Source organism: Streptomyces sp. NPDC048643, from assembly GCF_040650615.1.
Taxonomy (GTDB): Bacteria; Actinomycetota; Actinomycetes; order Streptomycetales; family Streptomycetaceae; genus Streptomyces.
The window spans coordinates 117672-141820 of record NZ_JBEZHO010000018.1 but is presented as its reverse complement, the minus strand read 5'-3'; the positions used below and the strand labels follow the sequence as shown (position 1 = coordinate 141820).

The following is a 24149-nucleotide window of genomic DNA, read 5'->3' as shown; positions in this document are numbered from 1 at the left end:
CCCGGCCGACGGCCCCGGCTCCTCCTGCCGGAGCCCCGGGCGCGGAGCGGCCCTTCGTGTCGTTCGCCGAGCCCGAGACCTACGGAGACGCCCCCGCACCGGCCCGTCCGTTCTTCGGCCGTCCCCGGACGCGTACCGCCGCCGCGGCGGCCTGTGTCGTCCTCGGACTCGGCCTCATCGGCGGAGCGGCCACGGGGAGTTGGCTCACCGGCGACGACACGGACGCCCCCGGATCGCGCGGCGCCTTCGCCGCGGCCGGGGAACTCTGGCACAGCGTGCCCGTGGACCAGCTCTTCCCGCCGAGCGTGCGGGGTGACGGAGCGGGCCCCGGCGGCTCCGACCGCACCTGGACACGGATCGCCGTCGCCCCGGACACCGGCTGCGCGAAGGCGTTCGACCCGCTGCTGCGCAAGGCCCTCGCTCCCGTGGGCTGCCTGCGCCTGCTGCGTGCCACCTACGTGGACGCGACCCTGAGCCACGTCACCACCGTCGGCCTGCTGTTCACCAAGGCGGACGCGGCGGCGATGACCGCGCTGAAGGCCCGCTTCCGCAAGGAGGGCCTGGACCGGCGCACTGATCTGATGCCCCGCACCTACCCCGCCGAGGGCACCCCGGCGGAGGGTTTCGGTGACGCCCAGCGCGCGTCCTGGACCGAGTCGGTCCTCACGGACGCCCCGGTCGTCGTGTTCGCCGTCTCCGGGTTCGCCGACGGGCGTACGGTCACCGCGCCGCAGCCCGCCGCCGACGCCATGAAGCCCGAGGCGACGACCGCCCCGGCCCAGGCGGGACTCGGCCACGAGGCACAGGGCCTCGCCGACCGGGTGGAGCGGAGCCTCCGCAAGACCGTCACCCCGGCCACGGAGAAGCCGTCATGAGCCGTGAGCCCGTTCCCGTCCGCGCCGCCACCGCACCCGTGCGGACCGCCGCGGGCCGGGCCCGCCGCCTCCGCGCCGCCCCGACAACGCGTGGCTCCCGGCTCTCCCGCCGGTCCGCCGCGCTCAGCGCCCTGCTCGCCGTCTCCCTCGCCCTGGTGCCCACGGCCGCCGCCCACGCCGACGGCATACGGGCCCAGCAGTGGGGCCTCGACGCGATGCACACGCAGCAGGCGTGGCGGACGACCAAGGGCAAGGGCATCACCGTCGCCGTCCTCGACACCGGCGTCGACGCCCGGCACCCCGACCTCACCGGCAACGTCCTGACCGGCAAGGACATGGTCGGTTTCGGCGCGAGCCGCGGCGACCGGGCCTGGGCCCGGCACGGCACCGCCATGGCGGGCATCATCGCCGGTCACGGCCATGGGACCGGCGACGCCGACGGAGTCATGGGCATCGCGCCCGAGGCCAGGATCCTGCCCGTCCGCGTCATCCTCGAAGACGCCGACCCCGCCCGCTCCAAGGCCCGCACCACCCGGGGCAACGCCCTCGCCGAGGGGATCCGCTGGGCCACCGACCACGGCGCGGACGTCATCAACCTCTCCCTCGGCGACGACTCCAAGTCCGCGCACCCCGAACCCGCCGAGGACGCTGCCGTCCAGTACGCGCTGAAGAAGGGCGTCGCCGTCGTGGCCTCCGCCGGGAACGGGGGCGAGAAGGGCGACCACATCTCCTACCCGGCCGCGTACCCCGGTGTGATCGCCGCGACCGCCGTCGACCGCTACGGAACCCGCGCCTCGTTCTCCACCCGCCGCTGGTACGCCACCGTCAGTGCCCCGGGCGTCGACGTCGTCATCGCCGACCCGGACGACCGGTACTACGAAGGCTGGGGCACCAGCGCCGCGTCCGCGTTCGTCTCCGGCGCGGTCGCGCTCATCCGGGCCGCCCACCCCGGCCTCGCCCCGGCGCAGATCAAGCAGCTCCTGGAGGACACCGCGCGCAACGTGCCCTCGGGAGGCCGCGACGACGCGCGCGGCTTCGGCTTCATCGACCCGGCGGCGGCCATCGAGGCCGGCGGCCGGCTCAAGCCCGAAGGCCTCACCTCGGCGGCGTACGGCCGGAAGTACTTCGGCCCCGGACCCGAGACCGCGGACGACGACGGCGGATCGGCCGACTGGGCCGGCCCGCTCGCGGGTGCCCTGGGACTGGCTCTGCTGGCGGGCGCCGTGGTCCTGTGGCGCGGACGCAAGGGCGCGCCCCTGTTCGGCCGGCGCTAGACCGGGAGTCGTGTCGGCGACCGGCGGGCCGCCCGGCGCGCTGTCCGGCCCTCACTTCTCCCCGGAGTCCCGGAACGCGGCGAGCGCGGCCTTGGACGCCGCCTCCACCAGTGAAATCCCCTGGGCCTGCGTGGAGTTGCCGTCCGACAGTGCCGCCACGAGATAGTCGTGGCCGTCGACGGTCACGCGCCCGATGCTGTTGATGTCCCACAGCCCGGTCGCGGTCCGCGGCAACCACCCGTTCTTCAGGGCCCATTGAGTGCCGTCCGCCGCGGCCGACACCCCCCACCGCTGACCGGTCGCTATCTTCCCCATGAGCCCCTGGAGATACGCGCGGGAGGCCGAGCCTAGTTCCGAGTCCTCCCCGAACACCTGCTGCAAAAGGGTGAGTTGATCGCCCGCCGTGGTGCGGGTCAGCCCCCACAGCTCGCCGTCGCCGCCCTTCGTACCGGTCAGGCCGAAGCGCTTGTTCGCGGCGTCGAGGCCGTCCGCCCGGCCGATCGCGGCCCACAGCGCGGACGCCGAGGCGTTGTCGCTGTTCTCGATCATCGTGGTGGCGTACGCCTTCTCCTGGGCCGTGAGCGGCCGGTTCGCGTCCTGCGTCCGCAGCAGCAGCGCGGCCAGGATGTCCACCTTGACGATGCTCGCGGTGTCGAAGGCGCCGTCGCCGTACCCGGCGCTCTCGCCGGAGTCGACGTCGAGGACGGCGACCGACAGCTTCGCGCCGTCCGCCGGCGTCACCGACCTCATCGCCTTCGCGAGCAGCGCGTCCCGGTCCACCGACGGCTCCGCCACAGGTTCCACCGACGCCTCCTCGCTGACCGACGGCGACGCCGAGGGAAGTGCCGACGCCGACGAGGCCGACGATACGAGGCCCTTGCCGTCGTGCGCATGCGCCTGCACGTACACGGTCCCGGCTCCCGTGACGCCGACGAGCACGGCGGAGGCCACCACGGTGTAGAGGAGCGAGGTGCGCCGGACGGGCCGGGCGCGGCGCCCTCGGGATCTGTGACGGTCCATGCCGTGATGCTGGACGGCCCGACTGTGCCCCCGGTTAGACGCGTGTTAGAGCTGTGTCAGCGAAGACTGAGAAAGCCGTGAATCCCGTCACCGCCGGGTTTCGGGGGCCGCACAAGCGCAACAGCATCCCCCCGATAGGGTCAGGGACCGTGGCGAACAAGAACATTCCCGACTCCGGCTTCCCCGACGACGACGGCTCCGCCGATCCCCGGTTGAGCGCGGCCCTCGCCGGCTGGTCGGCGGACCGTACCGCCGTGCCGCCGGTCCTTGCGGCCCTCAAGGACGCCCGGCTGCTCGTGCCGGTCGTGGCGGTCCTCGGCGAGGTCGAGGAGGACGAGAACGGGCTGCGCCACGAGAAGACCAGCGACATGGCGGTGCCCACCCTCAAAGCGGGGGACCGCACGGCGCTGCCCGCCTTCACCTCCACGGACTCGCTGGCCCGCTGGGACCCCGCGGCCCGCCCCGTGGCCGTACCCCTGCGTCAGGTGCTGGAGGCCGCGGCGCACGAGAAGGCCGACACGATCGTGCTGGACCTGGCCGGGCCCGTCGCCTTCCAGCTGACCGGCTCCGCCCTGCTGGCGCTGGCCGAGGGGCGGACGACCGCCGAACCGCTGGCCGATCCCGCCGTCGTCGAGGCGGTACGCGCCGCGGTCGCCGCCGAGCCCCTGGTGGTCCGCGCCCATCTCGGCCCCGGCCGGGCCGACGGCACCCTCGCCCTCGTGCTCGACCCTTCGGCCGCCCCCGCCGAGGCCGCCCGCGCGGTCGCCGAGCGGCTCGCGGCCGACGAGACACTGCGGGCCCGCCTGGTCCGCGGCCTCGACCTGGCACTCCTGCCGGCCGAGGCGACACCACCGGGCGAGCCCCTGTACGTGCGCCGCTGAGCGGGACGGTTCAGCCGTAGACCGGACCCGTGTACTTCTCGCCCGGGCCCTGGCCCGGCTCGTCCGGGACGAGGGAGGCCTCGCGGAAGGCGAGCTGCAGCGACTTCAGGCCGTCGCGCAGCGGCGCCGCGTGGAAGGAGCTGATCTCGGTCGTGCTCGCGTCGAGGAGCCCGGCGAGCGCGGTGACGAGCTTGCGGGCCTCGTCCAGGTCCTTGTGCTCGTCGCCCTCCTCGGTGAGACCGAGCTTCACCGCGGCGGCGCTCATCAGGTTGACGGCGACCGTCACGATGACCTCGACCGCGGGGACCTCGGCGATGTCGCGGGTCATGGTGTCGAAGTCGGGGTTCTGGGGAGGGGTGTCACTCATGCCTCCCACGATAGGCCCCGGCGCGCACGCCCCCGCCCGCGGGAGCGTTCCCCCCGGCGCGGGACGGTCGGGAGGCCGTCGGTTAGCGCGTACCCGGCGAAACTGCTAACCTTGTGTAACGACCGGCCGGACACGTATGTGCTCGGCCCACAAGTGGAGGCTCCGATCTCCCACCTGACCGTCCCTCGGGACGGCGGGTCACCCGGTCAGGCGGCCGCCACCGTTCCGTACGGACGGTGGAGTCGCCCGAATGTGCGCCCCGCGGTTGACCGCGGCGGTGTTCCGGTAATCCATGGAGCCCCGCCTGTGTCCCGTCAGGGGCATTTTTCATGCCCCGCAGCGGTTGGTCCCACTGTCAGCAGAGACATACGCGGCTGTCCGCCAGACCGCCGTGTGGTGCTACCTAGGAGGATCCATCAGCGCCGAGCCCCGCATCAACGACCGGATTCGCGTTCCCGAAGTGCGACTTGTCGGTCCCAGCGGCGAGCAGGTCGGGATTGTTCCGCTTGCCAAGGCCCTTGAGCTTGCTCAGGAGTACGACCTCGACCTGGTCGAGGTGGCGGCGAGTGCTCGCCCGCCCGTCTGCAAGCTCATGGACTACGGCAAGTTCAAGTATGAATCGGCCATGAAGGCCCGCGAGGCGCGCAAGAACCAGGCGCACACGGTCATCAAGGAGATGAAGCTCCGGCCGAAGATCGACCCGCACGACTATGACACCAAGAAGGGTCACGTCGTCCGGTTCCTCAAGCAGGGCGACAAGGTCAAGATCACGATCATGTTCCGTGGTCGCGAGCAGTCCCGGCCGGAGCTCGGCTACCGACTGCTGCAGCGTCTCGCTTCGGACGTCGAGGACCTCGGGTTCATCGAGTCGAACCCGAAGCAGGACGGCCGAAACATGATCATGGTTCTCGGCCCGCACAAGAAGAAGACCGAGGCGATGGCCGAGGCCCGTGAGGCCCAGGCCGCTCGCAAGGCGGAAGCGAAGGCCAACCCCGGTCGCTCGCAGAACGCCGCCGACGGTGACCTGGCCGAAGGCGAGATCGCCGAAGGTGAGAGCACCGAGGGTGAGATCACCGAGGCCGAGTCCGCCGAGGCTCCGGCCGAGGCGTCCGCCGAGGCGTGATCCCAGGGCTCACGCCCCGGGATGTCAATCGATACATATGACGTTCCACCGTGCCCGGTCCCGCGACCGGGCACCGGAACGCCACTGACGAGGAGAGAACGGCGCTATGCCGAAGAACAAGTCGCACAGCGGTGCCAGCAAGCGCTTCAAGATCACCGGCTCCGGCAAGGTGCTCCGCGAGCGTGCCGGCAAGCGCCACCTGCTCGAGCACAAGTCGTCTCGTCTGACGCGTCGTCTCACCGGCAACGCCGAGATGGCCCCGGGCGACGCCAAGAAGATCAAGAAGCTTCTCGGCAAGTGACGTACCGGCGCCCAGGCGCCGCACGTCAGGACCGGGACCCCATCGATTTCGGGCCGTGTGACTCCCACCACGGCCCCGCTACAAGGAGTTAAAAAGTGGCACGCGTCAAGCGGGCAGTCAACGCCCACAAGAAGCGCCGGGCAATCCTCGAGGCGGCCTCCGGCTACCGCGGTCAGCGTTCGCGCCTGTACCGCAAGGCCAAGGAGCAGGTCACCCACTCGCTGGTCTACAACTACAACGACCGCAAGAAGCGCAAGGGCGACTTCCGTCGGCTGTGGATCCAGCGCATCAACGCTGCGGCCCGCCAGAACGGCATGACGTACAACCGCCTCATCCAGGGTCTGAACGCCGCCAACATCGAGGTGGACCGCAAGATCCTCGCTGAGCTGGCCGTCAACGACGCCAACGCGTTCGCCGCGCTCGTCGAGGTCGCGCAGAAGGCCCTGCCGTCGGACGTCAACGCGCCGAAGGCCGCCTGACACCGACGCCGGCCCTCGCCGGATGTCACCGGACCCGCAGGTTTTCGCCTGCGGGTCCGTCGTGTTCCGTGCGGCAGAAACTCCCCCTGCAACGTGAAGGTGACCCCATGCCCCCCGCCGCCCCCGAGCTGATCTCCCCGCGCTCGCCGCGCGTCGCCGCCGCCCGTCGGCTCGCCAGGCGGAACTTCCGGGGCAAGGAGCGGCTCTTCCTCGCCGAGGGGCCGCAGGCCGTACGGGAGGCCGCCGCGCACCGCGCCGACGGTGCCGCCACCCTCGTCGAACTGTTCGCCACGGTCGAGGCGGCCGAGCGGTACGCCGACATCGTCGGCGACGCCCGCGCCGCGGGCGCCCGCGTCCACCTCGCCGAGGATGAGGTCATCGCCGACATCTCCACCACCGTCACCCCGCAGGGCCTCGTCGGGATCTGCCGCTTCCTCGACACCCCCTTCGAGGACGTCCTCAAGGCCCGGCCGCGCCTCGTCGCCGTGCTCGCGCACGTCCGCGACCCCGGGAACGCCGGAACCGTGCTGCGCTGCGCCGACGCCGCGGGCGCCGAGGCCGTCGTCCTCACCGACGCCTCCGTCGACCTCTACAACCCCAAGGCCGTCCGCGCCTCCGTGGGATCCCTGTTCCACCTGCCCGTCGCCGTCGGCGTACCCGTCGAAGAGGCCGTCGCGGGCCTCAAGGACGCCGGTGTCCGGATCGTCGCCGCCGACGGAGCGGGCGAGGACGACCTCGACGACGAGCTCGACAAGGGGACCATGGGCGGACCCACCGCCTGGGTGTTCGGCAACGAGGCCTGGGGACTCCCCGAGGAGACCCGGGCGCTGGCCGACGCCGTCGTGCGTGTCCCGATCCACGGAAAGGCCGAGAGTCTGAACCTCGCCACCGCCGCGGCCGTATGTCTCTACGCGTCGGCCCGTGCACAGCGCGCCTCCACAGGGTGCCGCTCCGTCACCGACAGCTAGTAGGGTGACGGGCTCGGGGGCCCTCTGCGCCAGACGAGAGGTGGGGTACGGGGATGAGTGTCGGCACGGGCGGTGCGCACAGCGCGCTGCGAGCACGCGACGTGCGCGGCACCCCCGCGTCCCGGCCGGATGACGGCGCCGACCCGCAGGCCGGTACCGGCGTCGACCCCGACGACCTGCCCGACGGACTCGTCGTCGCCGACGAGCACGGCCGGGTGATCTGCTTCAACGCCGCCGCCGCGCGGATCACCGCGGTCCCCGCCGACCGGGCCCTCGGCCGCCGTCTGGAGACGGCACTGCCCCTGGAGGACCTGGAGGGCCGCCGCTGGTGGCAGCTGACCGACCCCTACGGCGGGCTGGCCATCCGCAACGGCCAGCCCGAGCGCAATCTGCTGCTCCCCGGCGGCCGTGAGGTCCTGGTCGCCGCCCGCTACGTACGGACCCGGCCCACCGGACCCGTCCGCCGCGTCGTCGTCTCCCTGCGCGACACCGAGGCCCGCCGCCGCACCGAGCGCAGCCACGCCGAGCTGATCGCCACGGTCGCCCACGAACTGCGCTCGCCGCTCACCTCCGTCAAGGGCTTCACCGCGACCCTGCTCGCCAAGTGGGAACGCTTCACGGACGACCAGAAGAAGCTGATGCTGGAGACCGTCGACGCCGACGCCGACCGCGTCACCCGGCTCATCGCCGAACTCCTCGACATCTCCCGCATCGACTCCGGACGCCTCGAGCTCCGCCGCCAGCCCGTCGACATGGGCGTCGCCGTCGGCCGCCACATCCAGGCGTACGTCGCCTCCGGCCAGCCCGCCGACCGTTTCCTGCTGCGCATCGAGCAGCCGTTGCCCGCCCTGTGGGCCGACCCCGACAAGGTCGACCAGGTGCTGAGCAACCTGATCGAAAATGCGGTGCGGCACGGCGAGGGAACCGTCACCATTGACGTGGCACCCTCGGTCTCCCCGCGCGAGCGGGCGGACGAGGAGGGCCCGGCGAGTGCCGTCACGTCGGTCACCGTGAGCGACGAGGGCACCGGAATCCCGGAGGAGTCCATGAACCGCGTCTTCACCCGCTTCTGGCGGGGCAGCAAGCGCGGTGGCACGGGCCTCGGGCTGTACATCGTCAAGGGCATCGTCGAAGCCCACGGCGGCACGATCACGGTCGGCCGCGCCCCCGGCGGAGGCGCCGAGTTCCGATTTACGTTGCCCGTGGGCACCCCGGCGTATCTCCTCTGACGCCGCGCCGGACCCCACGGGCTCATCCGCACGGGAGCATCGTGAGGACGCCCAGTCCTGGGCAGGCCCCCACCCCCGTTAGACTCGGCCTTTGGCACCTTTGCGTCCTCTCATCTGCGGACGATTCGTCTCCGAGTCGGTGACGGGGACCCTCAGCCAGCCAACCGGAAGCACGGGAAGAGATGTCGGCACCTAATAAGTCGTACGACCCTGTAGAGGTCGAGGCCTTGAAACCGGAAGAGATCGAGCGCATGCGGGACGAGGCGCTCGCCGCCTTCGCGGCCGCCGGCGACCTCGACGCGCTCCAGGAGGCCAAGGTCGCCCACACTGGCGGCACCTCTCCGCTGGCCCTCGCCAACCGCGAGATCGGCGCGCTGCCCCCGCAGGCCAAGGCCGCGGCCGGCAAGCTCGTCGGCCAGGCCCGAGGCGCCGTGAACAAGGCCCTCGGCGCCCGCCAGGTCGAGCTGGAGGCCGAGCGCGACGCGCGCGTACTGGTCGAGGAGGCGGTGGACGTCACACTGCCGTACGACCGCGTACCCGCCGGCGCCCGGCACCCGCTGACCACCATGATGGAGCGCGTCGCCGACGTCTTCGTGTCCATGGGATACGAGATCGCCGAGGGCCCCGAGGTCGAGGCGGAGTGGTTCAACTTCGACGCTCTGAACTTCGGCCCGGACCACCCGGCCCGGCAGATGCAGGACACCTTCTTCGTCCAGGGCCCGAAGGGCGTGGAGGGCGACGAGTCCGGTGTCGTGCTGCGTACCCACACCTCCCCGGTGCAGGCCCGCGCCCTGCTCGACCGGGAGCCGCCCGTCTACGTCGTGTGCCCCGGCCGCGTCTACCGCACGGACGAGCTCGACGCCACGCACACCCCGGTCTTCCACCAGATCGAGCTGCTCGCCGTCGACGAGGGCCTGACCATGGCCGACCTCAAGGGCACCCTCGACCACATGGTCCAGTCGCTCTTCGGCTCGGACATGAAGACCCGGCTGCGCCCGAACTACTTCCCCTTCACCGAGCCGTCCGCCGAGATGGACATGCTCTGCTACGTCTGCAAGGGCGAGTCCGTCGGCAACCCCGACCGCCCCTGCCGGACCTGCTCGTCCGAGGGCTGGATCGAGCTCGGCGGCTGCGGCATGGTCAACCCGCGGGTGCTCGTCGCCTGCGGGGTCGACCCGGAGAAGTACAGCGGGTTCGCCTTCGGGTTCGGTATCGAGCGGATGCTGATGTTCCGCCACAACGTCGAAGACATGCGAGACATGGTCGAGGGTGACGTCCGGTTCACCCGGCCGTTCGGGATGGAGATCTGATGCGGGTCCCGCTTTCTTGGCTGCGGGAGTACGTCGACCTGCCGGCGACGGAGACCGGGCGCGACGTCCAGGCCAAGCTCATCTCGGCCGGCCTCGAGGTCGAGACCGTCGAGCCGCTCGGCGCCGACCTCAAGGGTCCCCTGGTCGTCGGCCAGGTGCTCACCATCGAGGAACTGACGGAATTCAAGAAGCCCATCCGCTTCTGCACCGTCGCCGTCGGCACGGCCAACGGCACCGGTGAGCCGCAGGAGATCGTCTGCGGCGCCCGCAACTTCGCCGTCGGCGACAAGGTCGTCGTGGTGCTGCCCGGCGCCGTCCTGCCCGGCAACTTCGCGATCGCCGCGCGCAAGACGTACGGCAAGACGTCCCACGGCATGATCTGCTCAGGCGACGAGCTCGGCATGGGCGACGACGGCAGCGGCGGCATCATCGTGCTGCCGCCGGAGGTCGAGGTCGGCACCGACGCGATCGAGCTGCTCCAGCTCGTCGACGAGGTCCTCGACATCGCCGTCACGCCCGACCGCGGCTACGCCCTGTCGATGCGTGGCGTCGCCCGCGAGACGGCCATCGCGTACGGCCTGCCGCTGCGCGACCCGGCCCTGCTCGACGTACCGGCCCCGAACGCGTTCGGCTACCCGGTGCAGGTCTCCGACCCGATGGGCTGCGACCGCTTCACCGCCCGTACGGTGACCGGCCTCGACCCCGACGCCCACTCCCCGATCTGGCTGCGACGCCGCCTCCAGAAGGCCGGCATGCGCCCGATCTCGCTGGCCGTCGACATCACCAACTACGTGATGCTGGAGCTCGGTCAGCCGCTTCACGCGTACGACCGAAGCCGCGTCCAGGGCACCATCGGTGTGCGCCGGGCCGAGCAGGGCGAGAAGCTCACCACCCTCGACGGCGTCAAGCGCACGCTGAACGCCGAGGACCTGGTGATCACCGACGACCGCGGCCCCATCGGCCTCGCGGGCGTCATGGGCGGCGCCAACACCGAGATCGACGACACCGAGGGCACCACCACCGAGGTCGTCGTCGAGGCCGCGCACTTCGACGCCATCTCGATCGCCCGCACGGCCCGCCGTCACAAGCTGGCCTCCGAGGCGTCCAAGCGCTTCGAACGCGGCGTCGACCCGCAGGCCGCCTCCGCGGCGGCCCAGCGGACCGTCGACCTGCTCGTCCTCCTCGCCGGCGGCACCGCCGACGCGGGGGTCACCGAGGTGATCGCGCCGTCCGCGCCGCACACCATCACCATCCCGGCGAACCACCCGGACAAGGTGGCCGGTGTCGACTACGGCCGCGAGACCGTCGTCCGCCGCCTCCAGCAGGTCGGCTGCGACGTCTACGGCCAGGACGAGCTGATCGTCACGGTGCCGTCCTGGCGGCCCGACCTGACGGACCCGAACGACCTGGCCGAAGAGGTCATCCGGCTGGAGGGCTACGAGAACCTGCCCTCGACGCTGCCCAAGCCTCCGGCCGGTCTCGGCCTCACGGACCGGCAGCGTCTGCACCGCCGTGTCGGCCGCGCCCTCGCCGGCGCCGGATACGTCGAGACGCCGAACTACCCGTTCATGGGCGAGCAGGTCCTCGACCAGTTCGGCCTGGCGGGTGACGACCCGAACCGCAAGGTCGTCAAGCTCGTCAACCCGCTCTCCGACGAGGAGCCCGCGCTCCGTACGACGCTGCTGCCGGGCCTGCTCCAGGCCCTGCGCCGCAACGACGGACGCGGCAGCCACGACCTGGCGCTCTTCGAGACGGGCCTGGTCTTCCACCCACGGGCGGAACTGCGTGTCGCCGGGCGGCTGCCCGTCGACCGTCGTCCCACCGACGAGGAGATCGCGTCCCTGACCGCCGCGCTGCCCGTCCAGCCCCGGCACGCCGCCGTCGTCCTCGCGGGCGCCCGTGAGCAGGCCGGCTGGTGGGGCAAGGGCCGCCCGGCCGACTGGGCCGACGCGATCGAGGCCGCGCGCATCCTGGCCCGCGAGGCGGGGACCGAACTCCTCGTCCGCTCCGGTCAGTACGGTCCGTGGCACCCCGGCCGCTGCGCCGAGCTCGCGGTCGTCGTGGACGGCACGCAGCGGGTCGTCGGGCACGCCGGTGAACTGCACCCCCGTGTGCTGAAGGCGCTGGGTCTGCCCGCGCGCACCTGCGCGATGGAACTGGACCTGGACGTGCTGGAGGAGGCGAGTTCCGGCCACCCCAAGGGGCCGAAGATCTCGACCTTCCCGGTCGCCACGCAGGATGTCGCGCTGGTCGTCGACAAGGCCGTCCCGCACGCCGACGTCGAGGCGGCGCTGCGCGAGGGCGCGGGTGAACTCCTGGAGTCCGTCCGGCTGTTCGACGAGTACGAGAGTGAGCAGCTCGGCGGGGACCGCAAGTCCCTCGCGTACGCGCTGCGCTTCCGTGCCGATGACCGCACCCTCACCGTCGACGAGGCCTCCGCGGCTCGTGACGCGGCGGTGGCGCTCGCCTCCGAGCGCACGGGAGCGGTGCTGCGCGGGGCCTGACGGGCCGACAGGTCGTGCCGGGGAGCTGTGTGCCGGACCGCGGATCGTCCCGCGGCCGGGCGCACGGCTCCCCGCCCCCTTTCCAGGGGCCCCGCCCGCCCTCTCCACGAGGTCGGGCAGGGCCCCTGCCTGCATCGATGCCGGGGGTGCGGGTGTCCGAAGACACCTCACTCATTCGAGTGACATGTCCGGACGATCTGGCCCGATCGGGCGGGCGGTCGACAGAATCGGACCGGTCTCGCCGAGGCCGTCTGCGCAGTCAGGGCCTATTGGGGGGCCAACCGGCATGATCCGAATCAAGGCTGGGGCTCCCCGCGGGGCGACGCCCCGGACGCACGCACGGGAGCCGGTCCGGGCGGTCCCGGGACCGCGGCGCCGGGGTGGCCGGCTGAGGGTGGGCTTCGCCCGGGTGCTGCGCGGGGGCGGACCTCGTACGGGGTTCACCCGCCGGCTCCGGCGGCCCGGACGGGACACCCGCCTCGGCCGGGGCCACTCCGGCGACTCCGACCGGCCGCCGCTCCGCCGGGCCCTGGCCCTCGGGCTGCCCACGGCCTGGGGCGCCCTCGCGATCTCGTACCGGATGGTCTGTCCGCTCGCGCAGCAGGACGGCCTCGGGGCCCGGATCGCCACCAGCGCCGTCTTCTTCGCCGTCGGCACGGGACTGGTGGTCCATGTCCGTGGGGCGCTGCTGCGCGAACTCCGGCAGATCCGCAAGGTCGCGGGAGCCGCCCAGAGTGTCCTGCTGCGGCCGTTGCCACCACGGATCGACGGGCTCGGCCTCGCGGCGACGCAGCTCTCCGCCGACCAGGGGGCGGCCGTCGGCGGCGATCTGTACGAGGTGATCGCCACCGAGCACGGTGTGCGGGTCGTGATGGGCGATGTCCGCGGGCACGGGCTCGGCGCCCTCGGGACCGTCGCCGCCGTCCTCGGCAGCTTCCGCGAGGCCGCGCACGACGAACCCGAACTCGGCGGTGTCCTCAGGCGGCTCGACCGCGCCCTGGCGCGGCACCTGCGCGAGCGGGCCCGCTACGAACACCCGTCGTCCGGGCTCGACCCCGACCACCCGGTGGCCGAGGACTTCGTCACCGTCCTGCTCCTGGAGATCCACCCCGACGGCGAGGTGCACGCGCTCAACTGCGGTCATCCGTGGCCGTATCTCCTCGGCACGGGCCGGGTCGCCCCGCTCGCGAGCGCCGAACCCCTGCCCCCGCTCGGGCCGTTCCCGCTCCCGGCCGTCCTCGCGGCGGAGCCCTGCGGCCAACTCCTGCCCGGCGAGGGGCTCTTCCTTCACACCGACGGTGCCGAGGACGCGCGGGACGCCCGCGGGCGGTTCTTCCCGCTGCTGCCCGCCCTCGCGGAAGCCGTGCACGACCGGCCCGTCGTGCCGGAGGCCGTCCTGCGGGCGGTCCTGGCGGGGCTGCTGCGCCACACCGGCGGCCGGCCCGCCGACGACGTGGCCCTGCTGGTGCTGCACAACGACCGTCGGCGCGTCCCCCTGCATCAGGGTCACGGCGTCTCCCGGCACCTGCCGCACGGACCGTGACAGACCGCGCCGTGTGCCGGCTCCGACGCCGTCCCGCGGGCGGTGACGCCGTCAACGCGTCCCGGCCGGACGGGACTTCGCGGCTGTCCCGGCGGTGCCGACGGCGGCCGTCCGCCCCGCCACGGAGTGTCGGGCAGGCAGCCGGGCGGACGGCGCGAAGCGGGCCGCCGCACTGTACGAGGGGGAGCCGGCGGCCCGGCCGGCCTCTTGCGAGACAGCTCAGTCAACCGGCCCACGACTCTCCGCGACAGCGCGCGCACACGATGGATACGGGTATTCGCTTCACACCCCGTGTGAAAGGGACCCGCTACGCTGACTGGCGCTGACGGGCGCGGAAGAGGACGATCGGCGCCGTCGGCCACGAGCCACCCGGGGGGCCTTCCATGCAGCCCAACACTCTGCTCGACGCGATCCTCGACGAGGCGGGCATCTCGCACGCGGGACTCGCCGCCCACGTCAACCAGGCGGGACGGGCCCGCGGGCTCGCCCTGCGCTACGAACACACCGCCGTCGCGCGGTGGTTGAAGGGGCAGCGTCCGCGCGGTCAGGTGCCCGACCTCATCTGCGAGGTCCTCGCGGCGCGGCTGCACCGGCCCGTCACGCTCGACGACATCGGCCTCGGACTGCCCGGCGAGCCGTCCGCCCCGCACGCCACCTCGCTCTCCGGATTCGTCGAGCGCGCCACCGCCCTGTGGCGTTCCGACGAGCAGCAGCGGCCGCACATCCTGGGCGCCCCGGCCGTCACCGGCACGCCCGCGGTGATGCCCGTCTGGGAGTGGGAGAACCCGCCGGAGGACGTGGACGTCTCCCGCGGCGGCCGCCAGCAGGTCAGCATGGCCGACATCGAGATGCTCCGGGCGGCGCGGGCCCACTACGAGCAGATGTACCGCAAGGCCGGGGGCATCGCGACGCGCACCCGGATCGTCGGCTTCCTCAACTCCGAGACCGCGCCCCTGCTGCGCGGCAGTTACACCGACGCCACCGGCCGCCAACTCCACCGCGCCACCGGTGGACTGGTGGCCATCGCGGGCATCTGCGCCTACGACTCCGACGCGCACGGCCTGGCCCAGCGCTACTTCCACCAGGCGCTGCGCCTGGCGAAGGCCAGCGGGGACAGGGGACTTGGCGCCTACGTGATAGCGCTGCTCGTCAACCAGTCGCTGTTCATGCGCGAGTACCGGCAGGCGGTCGCCTTCGCCGAGGCCGCGCTGCGCGCCGCGGGGCGTCACATCACGCCGGCGCTCGCCTCCGACCTCTACGCGATGCAGGCCAAGGCGTACGCGCACCTCGGCGACGGCAGCAGTGCGCTGTCCTGCATTCGGCGTGCCGAGCAGGCCGCCGAGCGCATCCGGCGTGGATACGAGCCGGACGAGACCGGCTATGTCCAGCCGGGACTGGTCAACGTACAGGTGGCGGAGGCGCTGCTCAGCCTCGGTGACCTGGTGGCGGCGGCCGAGCATGCCGCGGCGGCGGTCGACAATCCGGCGCACGACCGGGGGCGGGTGCACCGGCTGGCCATGCTCAGCCAGATCGAGCTGCGCCAGGGCAACGCCGACAAGGCCGTGGAGACCGCGGTCCAAATGGCCGAACAGGCACGCGGGATGGAGTCCCAGCGGCTGCGCGACAGACTCCGCGCGGTACGCCGGCATCTGGTGAGCAGCGGCTGTGCGGGGACGGCCGAGGCCGCGGAACTCATCGACGGCGCCCTGCGCGTACCGCTGTAGGCGGCGCCCCGGCGGACCGTGTCCCGCCGCTCGCTGCGACCCCGGACACCCTTTTGGCACACCGTCTTCACCGTCACCGCACCGTGCCCCGACCGCTGTGAGCCTGCTGCCAGGACGCTCCTGCTGCGATATTGCCACTTACCTAGCGGAAGGTGGCAGAACTGTGCAGTGGACGAAAAAGAACGAACAAACTGTGTACGCAAACCGCTGGTTCAGCGTCAACCTCGCAGATGTGCGGCTGCCGGACGGGCGGCATCTCGATCACTTCCTGATACGGCTGCGGCCCGTCGCCGTGGCCACGGTGGTGAACGAGTCCAACGAAGTCCTGCTCCTGTGGCGGCACCGCTTCATCACGGACAGCTGGGGATGGGAGCTGCCGGCGGGCGTGGTCGAGGACGGTGAGGACATCGTCGTCGCGGCGGCCCGTGAACTGGAGGAGGAGACCGGCTGGCGGCCGGGGCCCCTGCGGCATCTGATGAGCGTCGAGCCCTCGAACGGGCTCACCGATGCCCGGCACCACATCTACTGGGCCGACGAGGGGGAGTACATCGGGCACCCCGTGGACGACTTCGAGTCCGACCGCCGGGAGTGGGTGTCCCTGAAGCTCGTCCCCGACATGGTCGCCCGCGGTGAGGTCCCGGCCGCCAACATGGCTGCCGCGCTGCTGCTCCTGCACCATCTCAGGCTCGGACAGGACGCGTTGCCCTGATCGGTCCCGCTCCGGCGGTCCGGGTCCTAGTGGCCCAGAGCCTGCCAGACCGTCACGGCCAGCGCTCCGACGGCCGCGACGACGGAGACGGTGGGCAGGGGCCAGCGGGTGTGTTCGAGCGCGACGATCCGTGTGCTCAGGTCGTCGAGATCCTTGGCCGTCTGGTCGTCGCGCTGGGTGAGCAGCGCCAGTCCTCCCTCGATGCGGGTGAGCCCCACTTCGAGGGACCGGCGTAACTCGGCGAGTTCCTTCGGTGCCGCGGGATGCTCGGAGTCGGTGGTCACGAGTCCGCTCCTTCGCGTAGTCGGAAATCCCTTGTCTGCGCACGGAAAGTCAACTCGCCTGGTGGACACGTGGGGAGCGTGTGCGCGCGGCATATGCGGGCCCGGCGCGCACACTCCGTGTGAACGGCGCGGGCCCGGCACCACAGAGGGTGCCGGGCCCGCGCCCGTTCTGGTCGACCCGGAGGTCAGCGGCCGGTCGTCACTGGCCGTACGTGTAGAAGCCCGAGTTGGTCTTCCGGCCGAGGCGGCCGGCGTCGACCATGCGCTGGAGCAGCGGGGGAGCGGCGTACAGCGGTTCCTTGTACTCCTCGTACATGCTGAACGCGACCGAGGCCACCGTGTCGAGACCGATCAGGTCGGACAGCCTGAGCGGGCCCATCGGGTGGGCGCAGCCCATCTCCATGCCGTTGTCGATGTCCTCACGGCTCGCGATACCCGACTCGAACATCCGGATCGCGGACAGGAGGTAGGGGATCAGCAGCGCGTTGACGACGAAGCCGGAGCGGTCCTGGGCGCGGATCGTGTGCTTGCCCAGCGCCTTCTCGGCGAACAGCTGGGCCCGGCCGATGGTGCCCTCGGAGGTGGTCAGCGCCGGGATCAGCTCCACGAGCTGCTGGACCGGCGCCGGGTTGAAGAAGTGGATGCCGATGACCTGGTCGGGGCGCGAGGTGGCGACGGCCAGCTTGACCAGCGGGATCGAGGAGGTGTTGGAGGCGAGGATCGCGTCCGGCCGGGTCACCACCTGGTCGAGCACCTGGAAGATCTCGGTCTTCACCTGCTCGTTCTCGACGACGGCCTCGATCACCAGGTCGCGGTCGGCGAACTCGCCGAGGTCCGTGGTGAAGCTGAGGCGGTTCTGGGTGGCCTCCAGCTCGTCCTCGGAGATCTTGCCGCGCCCGGCGGCCTTGGACAGGGAGTTGAACAGCCGGGTCCGGCCGATCTCCAGGGCCTCGCCGGTGGTCTCGGCGACCTTGACGTCCAGACCGGCGCGGGCGCACACCTCGGCAATGCCCGCTCCCATCTGGCCGCAGCCCACCACTCCGACGCGTTCGATGTCGGTCACATCGTCCCCTTCGCTGATCCGCACGGCTCGGCAGGACCTCCGTTGTTCGGCGCCTGCTCCGAACGTGCACGTTACCGCCAAGTATCGATGATCGATCGCGGGGGTCGGGCATGCTGGGCGGCGGGACGATCCGTCACCGGGCGGATCCACTGCGTAGGGGGTGCGGCGATGGGGCGACTGCCACGCCGGGCGTTCGCGGCGGCGGCGCTGGCGACGCTCACGGGACTCGGCACGGCGGGGGACGCGGCGGCCGCTCCCGCCCCGCTCCCCGGCCCCCGGGCGCCACGCGCCGTACGCGGCATGTGGCTCGCGACCGCCTCCCACCGCGACTGGCCCTCGCGCACCGGTCTGGGTGCCGCCGAACAGCGCGCCGAACTCCTCGCCCACCTCGACACGGCGGTCCGGCGGCGGCTGAACACCGTGTTCTTCCAGGTGCGCCCGTCCGCCGACGCGCTGTGGCCCTCGCCGTACGAGCCGTGGTCGCAGTCCCTGACCGGGGTCCAGGGTCAGGACCCCGGGTGGGACCCCCTGGGCACCGCGGTACGGGAGGCCCACGCGCGCGGCCTCGAACTGCACGCCTGGTTCAACCCGTACCGGGTCTCGGGACAGCCGGATCCGGCGCTGCTCGCCGCCACCCACCCGGCCCGCGTCCACCCGGACTGGATCGTCCCGTACGGCGGGAAGCTCTACTACAACCCCGGGCTGCCGCAGGTGCGGACGTTCGTCCGGGCGGCCATGCTCGACGCGGTCGGCCGGTACGCGATCGACGGGGTGCACTGGGACGACTACTTCTATCCCTATCCGGTGGCCGGCGAGGAGTTCGACGACGCCGCCGCCTACGCGGAGCACGGCGCCGACTTCCCGGACAGGGCCGCCTGGCGGCGCCACAACATCGACAGGCTCGTGCTGGAGATGGCGGCGGGCATCCGGCGGACGCGCCCCGGCGTCCGCTTCGGGATCAGCCCCTTCGGTGTCTGGCGCAACGCGGCGACCGACCCGCTCGGTTCGCGGACCCGGGCCGGTGTCCAGACGTACGACGACCTGTACGCCGACACCAGGAAGTGGGTCCGCGAACACTGGATCGACTACATCTGCCCGCAGCTGTACTGGCACATCGGCTTCGAGGCCGCCGACTACGCCGAACTGCTGCCCTGGTGGGCGCGGGTCGCCCGGGGCACCGGCGTGCGGTTGTACGTGGGGGAGGCGCTGTACAAGGCGGGCGCCCCGGGGCAACCAGCGCGCTGGCAGGACCCGGCCGAGCTGTCCCGCCACCTCACCCTCGCCGCCGGGTACCCCGAGGTGGGCGGGCACGTCTTCTTCTCGGCGACGGAGGTCGCCGAGGACCGCGTCGGCGCGCTGGGCCGGGTGGTCGCCGACCACTACGGGCAGGCGGCCACCGCGGGCAGTGGGCCAGGCGCCCCCGCTGACCCTGGCCACCCGGTCGGCCGCCTGCGCTGACCTCTGGCTCTGCGCCGGTCCGCCGCCCGTGCCGAGGGCTCCCCGCCGGTCCGCCGCCCGTGCCGAGGGCTCCCCGCCGGTCAGCCGCGCGCCCGCTGGGTGAGCGCGATGCACACCAGGACGGCGGCCGCCGTCAGCGGAGCGGCGGGTGTCAGCCGCTCGCCCAGCAGCAGCACCGACCACACCAGCGTGAGCAGCGGCTGGGCCAGCTGCAACTGGCTGGCCTTGGGGATGCCGATCGCCGCCATCCCCCGGTACCAGACGACCAGGCCGAGGAACTGCGAACCGGCCGCGACCCACAGCACCCCGGTCACGCTGTGCGCGGTCAGGTGCACCGGCTCGTACGACAGGGCGATCAGCGCGCCCGGGACGCTGAGCGGCAGACACAGGACGAGGGCCCAGCCGATGACCTGCCAGCCCGGCATCAGCCGGGCGAGCCTGCCGCCCTCGGTGTAGCCCGCCGCGCAGATCAGCAGCGCGCCGAAGAGGTAGGCGTCCGCGCCGGTCAGGGCGCCGCCGCTCTGCTGCACGGTGAACGCGATGACGGCGGCCGCGCCCGTGCAGGCCGCCAGCCAGAACATCCGGGAGGGCCGGGCGCCGGTGCGCAGCGCCGAGAACAGCGCCGTCGTCAGCGGCAGCAGCCCGACGACCACCGCCGCGTGCGCGGTGGTCGACGTCCGCAGCGCGAGCGTCGTCAGCAGCGGGAAGCCGAGGACGACACCGGCGGCGACGACGGCCAGGCCCGCCAGATGGCGCCGGGCCGGGACGGGGACCCGCAGCGCGAGGAGAGCGCCGCCGGCCATGACCGCGGCGAGGACGCAGCGCACGGCCACCAGGGACCAGGGGCCGAAGCCCTCCAGCCCCCAGGCCGTGGCCGGGAAGGTGAGGGAGAAGGCGGTGACGCCGAGGGCCGCCTGCAGTGTGCCGGCGCGGCGATCCACCCGGGAGGGGCCCGACGCGCTGGCTCCGGACGCGGCCCCGGTGCTCTCGGGACCCCGTCGGCCGGTCGCGGTACCGGTGCTGACGGTGCTCTGCGCGGCGCCGGTGGTCTCGGTGGCCGGGCTGTACGCGGCGGCGGGCGTCTCGCCCCGGTGCCGGTGCGTACGTGCGGAGGTGGATCCCGCAGTCGCCGCCGGTGCGCCCGGAGCGGGCTCGGTGTCGCCGCTGACCGCTATCCCGCTGGGCTCGATAGCGCTACTGTCTGCTCTCATGCAAGAGCGTAGCAGCGTGGGAGATCTGGCGAACCGACTGCGTCATGAGCTGAACCGCTACTCACCCGGAGGAAAGCTGCCATCGAGCAGAGCCCTCGTCGACCAGTACCACGTGAGCCCGGTGACCGTGACGCGGGCGCTCGCCCAGCTGGCCGCCGAGGGCCTCGTGGTCACCCGGCCCGGAGCGGGCGCCTTCCGGGCGGAGCCGCGGACGACCGCCCCGCCCGGTGGGGACACCTCCTGGCAGGAGGTCACGCTCAGCGCGGACGCCGCAACCGAAACCGTCCCCCGCACCGTCGACGCGTCCGGCGTCCTCGCCTCGCTCGCCGCACCGCCGCCCGGGGTCGTCGAGTTCAACGGCGGCTACCTCCACCCCTCGCTCCAGCCCGAGCGGGCCATGGGCGCCGCCCTCTCCCGGGCGGGCCGGCGGCCCGGCGCCTGGTCCCGCCCACCCATGGAAGGGCTGCCGGAACTGCGCGAGTGGTTCGCGCGGGGGATCGGCGGAGCGGTCGGCGCCGCCGAGGTGCTCGTCACGGCGGGCGGCCAGTCCGGCCTGACGACCGCGCTGCGCGCGCTCGCCCCGCCCGGCGCCCCCGTCCTGGTCGAGTCGCCCACCTATCCGGGCATGCTGGCGATCGCCCGGGCGGCGGGCCTGCGTCCCGTGCCGGTCCCGGTGGATCCCGACGGGGTGAAACCCGAGCTGCTCGCCGATGCCTTCCGGGCCACCGGGGCCCGGGTCTTCGTCTGCCAGCCGCTGTTCCAGAACCCAACCGGCGCCGTGCTCGCGCCCGCGCGCCGCGGCGAGGTGCTGCGAATCGCGCGGGACGCCGGAGCCTTCGTGATCGAGGACGACTTCGTCCGTCGGCTGGTGCACGCGGACGCGGGCCCGCTGCCGCGTCCGCTGGCCGCCGAGGACCAGGACGGGGTCGTCGTGCACGTGGGTTCGCTGACCAAGGCGACCTCGCCGAGTTTCCGGGTGAGCGCGCTGGCCGCCCGCGGCCCGGTGCTCGAACGCCTCCGCGCCATCCAGGTCGTCGACACCTTCTTCGTGCCGCGCCCGCTCCAGGAAGCCGCGCTCGAACTCGTCGGTTCGCCCGCCTGGCCACGTCATCTGCGCACCGTTTCGGCCGAGTTGAAGGCGCGACGCGACGCCATGACCGCGGCACTGCGTCTGCGCCTTCCCGAACTCGCCCTGCCGCACGTCCCGTTCGGCGGCTACCACCTCTGGGCCCGACTGCCCGACGGCACCGACGAGTCCGCGCTGGTCGCCGCCGCACTCCGCGCCGGCGTGGCCGTCGCTCCCGGCCGCCCCTACTTCAGCGCCGAACCCCCGGCCGCCCACCTCCGGTTGAGCTTCGCGGCGGTGGCCGGAACGGAGGAGATCACGGAAGGGGTGCGCAGACTGACGACGGCGTACGAGGAGGTCCGGACCTGAACCGTGCGGGGACCGCCCTCCTACCTGCACGGCCCTGCCCGGGCCCGGCGGACACACGGCGTCCGGACCGGATCGCCGAGCCCGTGGACAGCGGGCCCACAGGGTGCGACGGGGAGGTCCGGTGAACTTTCGGACACCCTGAGTAACCCCTATTGACCTGCGGAGTCCCGCGTCCCACCATCTGGCCATGCATCTTCGGGTCACGTTCGTCGCCGCCGCGCGCAGCTCCTCGCTGCTGGCGGAACGCTTCGAGGACGACCGGCCGCTGGACCAGGCCGGCTGGGAAGAAGTGCTGCGCGCCGCCAACGAACTGACGCCCCTCGCGGCGGCGGAGCTGCGCTACTGCTCGCCGACACCCCGCAGCCGGGCGACCGGCGACGCGCTCGGGTACGCGCCCCTGGTCCAGCTCGCGCTGCGTGACTGCGACATGGGCCGGTGGCGGGGCTTCACGCTGGGCGAGGCGATGGCCCGCGAGCCCGAGGCGGTGGACGCCTGGCTGGCCGACCCGCGCTCCACGCCGCACGGCGGGGAGTCCCTGCTGTCCTTCATCGGCCGGGTGGGTTCCTGGCTCGACACCCGGCCCGCCGACGACGGGGGAAGCATCGTCGCGGTCGCCGAACCGGCCGTGGTGCGCGCCGCGCTGGTCTACGCCCTGAAGGCGCCGCCCTCGACCTACTGGAACATCGACGTCCGGCCGCTGTCGGCGATCTCCGTGACGGGCCGGGCGGGCCGCTGGAGCCTGCGCTTCGACGGCTCCTCCACCCAGCCCACCCGCACCTAGAGGCTGCCCGGTCGGCCTTCCGTACCGGTGCGGTCGCGCGTGTAGTCGGTGGTGAGCACGAGATCCTTCGCCGGTCCCCGGACGCGCCACACGGTCCGCCAGTGGTCCTCGTCCCCGACCGTGAACTCCCCGCGGTACAGGTCCGCCGAGCAGGGATGGTCGGCGACGTACCGTCCGGTCGCGAGGTCCAGGTCGTGGAACGGGCGGCCGTCGGAGAACCGCACGAGAGCGGTGCCCGGCTCCGTGCCCGGCAGGAACCGGAGAGTCCGCTCGGCGGGCCGGGCGACGCCCTGCCAGACGAACGTGCCGGCCTCGTGATGCAGCAGCCCCCTCACCCTGAGCGGCCCTCCGGTCTCCGGCGGCGACGGGTCGGCGTCGGTGGGCGGCAGGTCGGCGTCCTGGAGCGGCCCGAAGAGCGTGGCACCGGTGAAGCGCCCCTCCCCGTGGCCCGCGAGGTCCCGGACCGTGCGCCGCACCTGCCAGTTCCCGGCCAGATACGTCAGCGCGTCCCGCACCGGCCAGAACTCGCCCATACCGTCCCGCACTCCGTCCCGTCAGCCGCCCCGCGCCCCGTCGGGGCACTCCTGCCGCTTCCCATTCTGCCTTCGCCCCCCGCTCAGGCGGTGGCGGTGTCGGCCGTGGGCCCCTGGCCGGCCGGGAGCAGCCCGCGCTCGGCGAAGACCTTCTTCGCGACCAGGCTCGCGTTCATCGCCTTCGGGATGCCGCAGTAGACGGCCGAGTGGAGGAGTGCCTCGACGATCTGGTCCGGGGACAGGCCGACGTTCAGCGACGCGTTGACGTGCACCTCCAGCTGGGTCTCGCAGCCGCCGAGTGCGGTGAGCATGCCGAGGGTCACCAACTGCCGGTCGCGCGCCGCGAGTCCGGGCCGGTCGTAGATGTCGCCGAAGGCCCAGGCGATGATCTGGTGGCCCAGTTCGGGGTTGATGTCGGAGAGGGCGTCGACCACCCGGTGGCCGGCCTCGCCGTCCACCTGGTCCAGGATCTTCAGGCCGTGCTCGAACCGCTCCTCGCGCGTGGTGGAGGCGGGGTTCTTCGTCGCGTCGCTCATGAGAGGTCGTCCGATCCCGGCTCGTCGAGGAGCCGTTCGTAGTGGTGGATCTTGTCGTCGAGCGCGGCCGCGTTCCGGCGCAGGGCGCGCATCCGGTCCGCGAGGTCGGCGCGGTGCTCGCGGAGCATCGCGAGCCGCTCGGGGACCGAGCCGTCGCCCCGCGAGCGCAGCTCGGCGAACCTCTGCATGTCCGCGATCGACATGCCCGTCCCGCGCAGCCGGATGAGGAACTCCAGCCAGGCCAGGTCGGCCGCCGCGTAGCGCCGCTGGTTGCCGGTGGTCCGGCCGACCCGTTCGATCAGGCCGGCCTTCTCGTAGTACCGCAGCGTGTCGTGCGAGAGGCCGGTGCGCTCGACGACCTGGGCGATCGTGAGCGTGGGTCCCGCCCCGCGCGGGAGGGGCTGTCCGCTGGTCATGAGAAGACCGTAGAACCTGGAGCGCGCTCCAGGTCAAGCGGTGATCGGGGGTAGGGGATTCCCGTGAGGAGCCCCTACCGGACGCGGCGGCCCTGCCGGCCGTGGTCGGTGGGGCCGGTGCGGCG

General features: G+C 72.8%; 24 protein-coding genes. 16 read left to right on the top strand and 8 right to left on the bottom strand.

What is annotated here, in order from left to right; all coding sequences use genetic code 11:
• Positions 1 to 56 precede the first annotated feature (56 nt).
• Positions 57 to 875 carry a hypothetical protein gene (locus tag AB0C62_RS20150; RefSeq protein WP_362974914.1) on the top strand — a complete coding sequence of 273 codons (819 nt, stop codon included), beginning with the start codon at positions 57 to 59 and terminating at the stop codon, positions 873 to 875.
• Positions 872 to 2149: a type VII secretion-associated serine protease mycosin gene (gene mycP / locus AB0C62_RS20145; protein ID WP_362974912.1), complete on the top strand. Its 1278-nt coding sequence runs from the start codon at positions 872 to 874 to the stop codon at positions 2147 to 2149. The genes AB0C62_RS20150 and mycP overlap by 4 nt, the downstream gene beginning before the upstream one ends.
• Before the next feature lie 51 nt (positions 2150 to 2200).
• Here mycP and AB0C62_RS20140 read toward each other — a convergent pair whose 3' ends face one another.
• Complete coding sequence (locus AB0C62_RS20140) at positions 2201 to 3169, bottom strand: serine hydrolase (protein ID WP_362974910.1); 969 nt, start codon at positions 3167 to 3169, stop codon at positions 2201 to 2203.
• A 149-nt stretch (positions 3170 to 3318) separates the two neighbouring features.
• On the opposite strand from AB0C62_RS20140, the gene AB0C62_RS20135 reads away from it, so the two are divergent.
• Complete coding sequence (locus tag AB0C62_RS20135) at positions 3319 to 4050, top strand: SseB family protein (RefSeq protein WP_362974908.1); 732 nt, start codon at positions 3319 to 3321, stop codon at positions 4048 to 4050.
• 10 nt (positions 4051 to 4060) lie between these two features.
• Here the strand turns inward: AB0C62_RS20135 and AB0C62_RS20130 are convergent, their stop codons facing one another.
• Positions 4061 to 4417, bottom strand: a complete 357-nt coding sequence (locus AB0C62_RS20130; protein WP_164371095.1) for a DUF1844 domain-containing protein — start codon at positions 4415 to 4417, stop codon at positions 4061 to 4063.
• Positions 4418 to 4808: 391 nt separating this feature from the next.
• On the opposite strand from AB0C62_RS20130, the gene infC reads away from it, so the two are divergent.
• The 10 genes from infC to AB0C62_RS20080 all read left to right on the top strand — a co-directional run bounded on the left by infC (position 4809) and on the right by AB0C62_RS20080 (position 16307).
• A complete protein-coding gene (infC, locus tag AB0C62_RS20125) occupies positions 4809 to 5540 on the top strand; it encodes a translation initiation factor IF-3 (protein ID WP_362974942.1) in 732 nt (243 codons plus the stop codon).
• 106 nt (positions 5541 to 5646) lie between these two features.
• Positions 5647 to 5841 (top strand): 50S ribosomal protein L35, encoded by a 195-nt coding sequence (gene rpmI / locus AB0C62_RS20120; RefSeq protein ID WP_003947156.1) that lies wholly within the window; start codon positions 5647 to 5649, stop codon positions 5839 to 5841.
• Positions 5842 to 5936: 95 nt separating this feature from the next.
• A complete protein-coding gene (gene rplT / locus AB0C62_RS20115; protein ID WP_024494113.1) occupies positions 5937 to 6320 on the top strand; it encodes a 50S ribosomal protein L20 in 384 nt (127 codons plus the stop codon).
• A 107-nt stretch (positions 6321 to 6427) separates the two neighbouring features.
• Entirely contained in the window at positions 6428 to 7288 is an 861-nt protein-coding gene (locus AB0C62_RS20110) for an RNA methyltransferase (protein ID WP_362974906.1), read from the top strand.
• Between the two features lie 53 nt (positions 7289 to 7341).
• The gene (locus AB0C62_RS20105) at positions 7342 to 8517 is read left to right on the top strand and encodes an ATP-binding protein (RefSeq protein WP_362974904.1); all 1176 of its coding nucleotides are present in this window, start codon (positions 7342 to 7344) and stop codon (positions 8515 to 8517) included.
• 182 nt (positions 8518 to 8699) lie between these two features.
• Positions 8700 to 9827 carry a phenylalanine--tRNA ligase subunit alpha gene (gene pheS, locus AB0C62_RS20100; protein ID WP_362974902.1) on the top strand — a complete coding sequence of 376 codons (1128 nt, stop codon included), beginning with the start codon at positions 8700 to 8702 and terminating at the stop codon, positions 9825 to 9827.
• Positions 9827 to 12331, top strand: coding sequence for a phenylalanine--tRNA ligase subunit beta (gene pheT, locus AB0C62_RS20095; protein ID WP_362974901.1), 2505 nt, complete (start codon positions 9827 to 9829; stop codon positions 12329 to 12331). The genes pheS and pheT overlap by 1 nt, the downstream gene beginning before the upstream one ends.
• A gap of 580 nt (positions 12332 to 12911) precedes the next feature.
• Positions 12912 to 13874: a PP2C family protein-serine/threonine phosphatase gene (locus AB0C62_RS20090; RefSeq protein ID WP_362974940.1), complete on the top strand. Its 963-nt coding sequence runs from the start codon at positions 12912 to 12914 to the stop codon at positions 13872 to 13874.
• Positions 13875 to 14257: 383 nt separating this feature from the next.
• On the top strand, positions 14258 to 15598 hold the full coding sequence (locus tag AB0C62_RS20085) for a transcriptional regulator (protein ID WP_362974899.1): 1341 nt from the start codon (positions 14258 to 14260) through the stop codon (positions 15596 to 15598).
• 163 nt (positions 15599 to 15761) lie between these two features.
• Positions 15762 to 16307, top strand: coding sequence for an NUDIX hydrolase (locus AB0C62_RS20080; RefSeq protein WP_362974897.1), 546 nt, complete (start codon positions 15762 to 15764; stop codon positions 16305 to 16307).
• A 26-nt stretch (positions 16308 to 16333) separates the two neighbouring features.
• Here the strand turns inward: AB0C62_RS20080 and AB0C62_RS20075 are convergent, their stop codons facing one another.
• Both AB0C62_RS20075 and AB0C62_RS20070 read right to left on the bottom strand, forming a co-directional pair.
• Positions 16334 to 16591 carry a hypothetical protein gene (locus tag AB0C62_RS20075; RefSeq protein ID WP_362974895.1) on the bottom strand — a complete coding sequence of 86 codons (258 nt, stop codon included), beginning with the start codon at positions 16589 to 16591 and terminating at the stop codon, positions 16334 to 16336.
• A 199-nt stretch (positions 16592 to 16790) separates the two neighbouring features.
• Positions 16791 to 17654, bottom strand: a complete 864-nt coding sequence (locus AB0C62_RS20070) for a 3-hydroxybutyryl-CoA dehydrogenase (RefSeq protein WP_362974893.1) — start codon at positions 17652 to 17654, stop codon at positions 16791 to 16793.
• A gap of 168 nt (positions 17655 to 17822) precedes the next feature.
• On the opposite strand from AB0C62_RS20070, the gene AB0C62_RS20065 reads away from it, so the two are divergent.
• On the top strand, positions 17823 to 19112 hold the full coding sequence (locus tag AB0C62_RS20065) for a family 10 glycosylhydrolase (protein WP_362974891.1): 1290 nt from the start codon (positions 17823 to 17825) through the stop codon (positions 19110 to 19112).
• 80 nt (positions 19113 to 19192) lie between these two features.
• Here the strand turns inward: AB0C62_RS20065 and AB0C62_RS20060 are convergent, their stop codons facing one another.
• On the bottom strand, positions 19193 to 20323 hold the full coding sequence (locus tag AB0C62_RS20060) for a DMT family transporter (protein ID WP_362974889.1): 1131 nt from the start codon (positions 20321 to 20323) through the stop codon (positions 19193 to 19195).
• Here AB0C62_RS20060 and AB0C62_RS20055 point away from each other — a divergent pair.
• Both AB0C62_RS20055 and AB0C62_RS20050 read left to right on the top strand, forming a co-directional pair.
• Positions 20322 to 21758 carry a PLP-dependent aminotransferase family protein gene (locus AB0C62_RS20055; protein ID WP_362974887.1) on the top strand — a complete coding sequence of 479 codons (1437 nt, stop codon included), beginning with the start codon at positions 20322 to 20324 and terminating at the stop codon, positions 21756 to 21758. The two genes, AB0C62_RS20060 and AB0C62_RS20055, sit on opposite strands and share 2 nt — an antisense overlap.
• Positions 21759 to 21945: 187 nt before the next feature.
• Entirely contained in the window at positions 21946 to 22539 is a 594-nt protein-coding gene (locus tag AB0C62_RS20050; RefSeq protein WP_081223432.1) for a histidine phosphatase family protein, read from the top strand.
• Here AB0C62_RS20050 and AB0C62_RS20045 read toward each other — a convergent pair.
• The 3 genes from AB0C62_RS20045 to AB0C62_RS20035 all read right to left on the bottom strand — a co-directional run bounded on the left by AB0C62_RS20045 (position 22536) and on the right by AB0C62_RS20035 (position 24024).
• The gene (locus tag AB0C62_RS20045) at positions 22536 to 23072 is read right to left on the bottom strand and encodes a DUF6314 family protein (RefSeq protein WP_362974885.1); all 537 of its coding nucleotides are present in this window, start codon (positions 23070 to 23072) and stop codon (positions 22536 to 22538) included. The genes AB0C62_RS20050 and AB0C62_RS20045 overlap by 4 nt on opposite strands.
• Before the next feature lie 83 nt (positions 23073 to 23155).
• Complete coding sequence (locus AB0C62_RS20040; RefSeq protein ID WP_362974883.1) at positions 23156 to 23608, bottom strand: carboxymuconolactone decarboxylase family protein; 453 nt, start codon at positions 23606 to 23608, stop codon at positions 23156 to 23158.
• Positions 23605 to 24024, bottom strand: a complete 420-nt coding sequence (locus AB0C62_RS20035; protein WP_362974882.1) for a MerR family transcriptional regulator — start codon at positions 24022 to 24024, stop codon at positions 23605 to 23607. The genes AB0C62_RS20040 and AB0C62_RS20035 overlap by 4 nt, the downstream gene beginning before the upstream one ends.
• Positions 24025 to 24149: the final 125 nt, after the last annotated feature.

What these genes read in the sequence shown, in the direction of transcription:
- mycP (WP_362974912.1), top strand. Translation starts at nt 872, where the DNA reads ATGAGCCGTGAGCCCGTTCCCGTCCGCGCCGCCACCGCACCCGTGCGG.
- AB0C62_RS20140 (WP_362974910.1), bottom strand. Translation starts at nt 3,169, where the DNA reads ATGGACCGTCACAGATCCCGAGGGCGCCGCGCCCGGCCCGTCCGGCGC.
- AB0C62_RS20130 (WP_164371095.1), bottom strand. Translation starts at nt 4,417, where the DNA reads ATGAGTGACACCCCTCCCCAGAACCCCGACTTCGACACCATGACCCGC.
- rpmI (WP_003947156.1), top strand. Translation starts at nt 5,647, where the DNA reads ATGCCGAAGAACAAGTCGCACAGCGGTGCCAGCAAGCGCTTCAAGATC.
- AB0C62_RS20110 (WP_362974906.1), top strand. Translation starts at nt 6,428, where the DNA reads ATGCCCCCCGCCGCCCCCGAGCTGATCTCCCCGCGCTCGCCGCGCGTC.
- AB0C62_RS20105 (WP_362974904.1), top strand. Translation starts at nt 7,342, where the DNA reads ATGAGTGTCGGCACGGGCGGTGCGCACAGCGCGCTGCGAGCACGCGAC.
- pheS (WP_362974902.1), top strand. Translation starts at nt 8,700, where the DNA reads ATGTCGGCACCTAATAAGTCGTACGACCCTGTAGAGGTCGAGGCCTTG.
- pheT (WP_362974901.1), top strand. Translation starts at nt 9,827, where the DNA reads ATGCGGGTCCCGCTTTCTTGGCTGCGGGAGTACGTCGACCTGCCGGCG.
- AB0C62_RS20090 (WP_362974940.1), top strand. Translation starts at nt 12,912, where the DNA reads ATGGTCTGTCCGCTCGCGCAGCAGGACGGCCTCGGGGCCCGGATCGCC.
- AB0C62_RS20085 (WP_362974899.1), top strand. Translation starts at nt 14,258, where the DNA reads ATGCAGCCCAACACTCTGCTCGACGCGATCCTCGACGAGGCGGGCATC.
- AB0C62_RS20065 (WP_362974891.1), top strand. Translation starts at nt 17,823, where the DNA reads ATGGGGCGACTGCCACGCCGGGCGTTCGCGGCGGCGGCGCTGGCGACG.
- AB0C62_RS20055 (WP_362974887.1), top strand. Translation starts at nt 20,322, where the DNA reads ATGCAAGAGCGTAGCAGCGTGGGAGATCTGGCGAACCGACTGCGTCAT.
- AB0C62_RS20060 (WP_362974889.1), bottom strand. Translation starts at nt 20,323, where the DNA reads ATGAGAGCAGACAGTAGCGCTATCGAGCCCAGCGGGATAGCGGTCAGC.
- AB0C62_RS20050 (WP_081223432.1), top strand. Translation starts at nt 21,946, where the DNA reads ATGCATCTTCGGGTCACGTTCGTCGCCGCCGCGCGCAGCTCCTCGCTG.
- AB0C62_RS20045 (WP_362974885.1), bottom strand. Translation starts at nt 23,072, where the DNA reads ATGGGCGAGTTCTGGCCGGTGCGGGACGCGCTGACGTATCTGGCCGGG.
- AB0C62_RS20040 (WP_362974883.1), bottom strand. Translation starts at nt 23,608, where the DNA reads ATGAGCGACGCGACGAAGAACCCCGCCTCCACCACGCGCGAGGAGCGG.
- AB0C62_RS20035 (WP_362974882.1), bottom strand. Translation starts at nt 24,024, where the DNA reads ATGACCAGCGGACAGCCCCTCCCGCGCGGGGCGGGACCCACGCTCACG.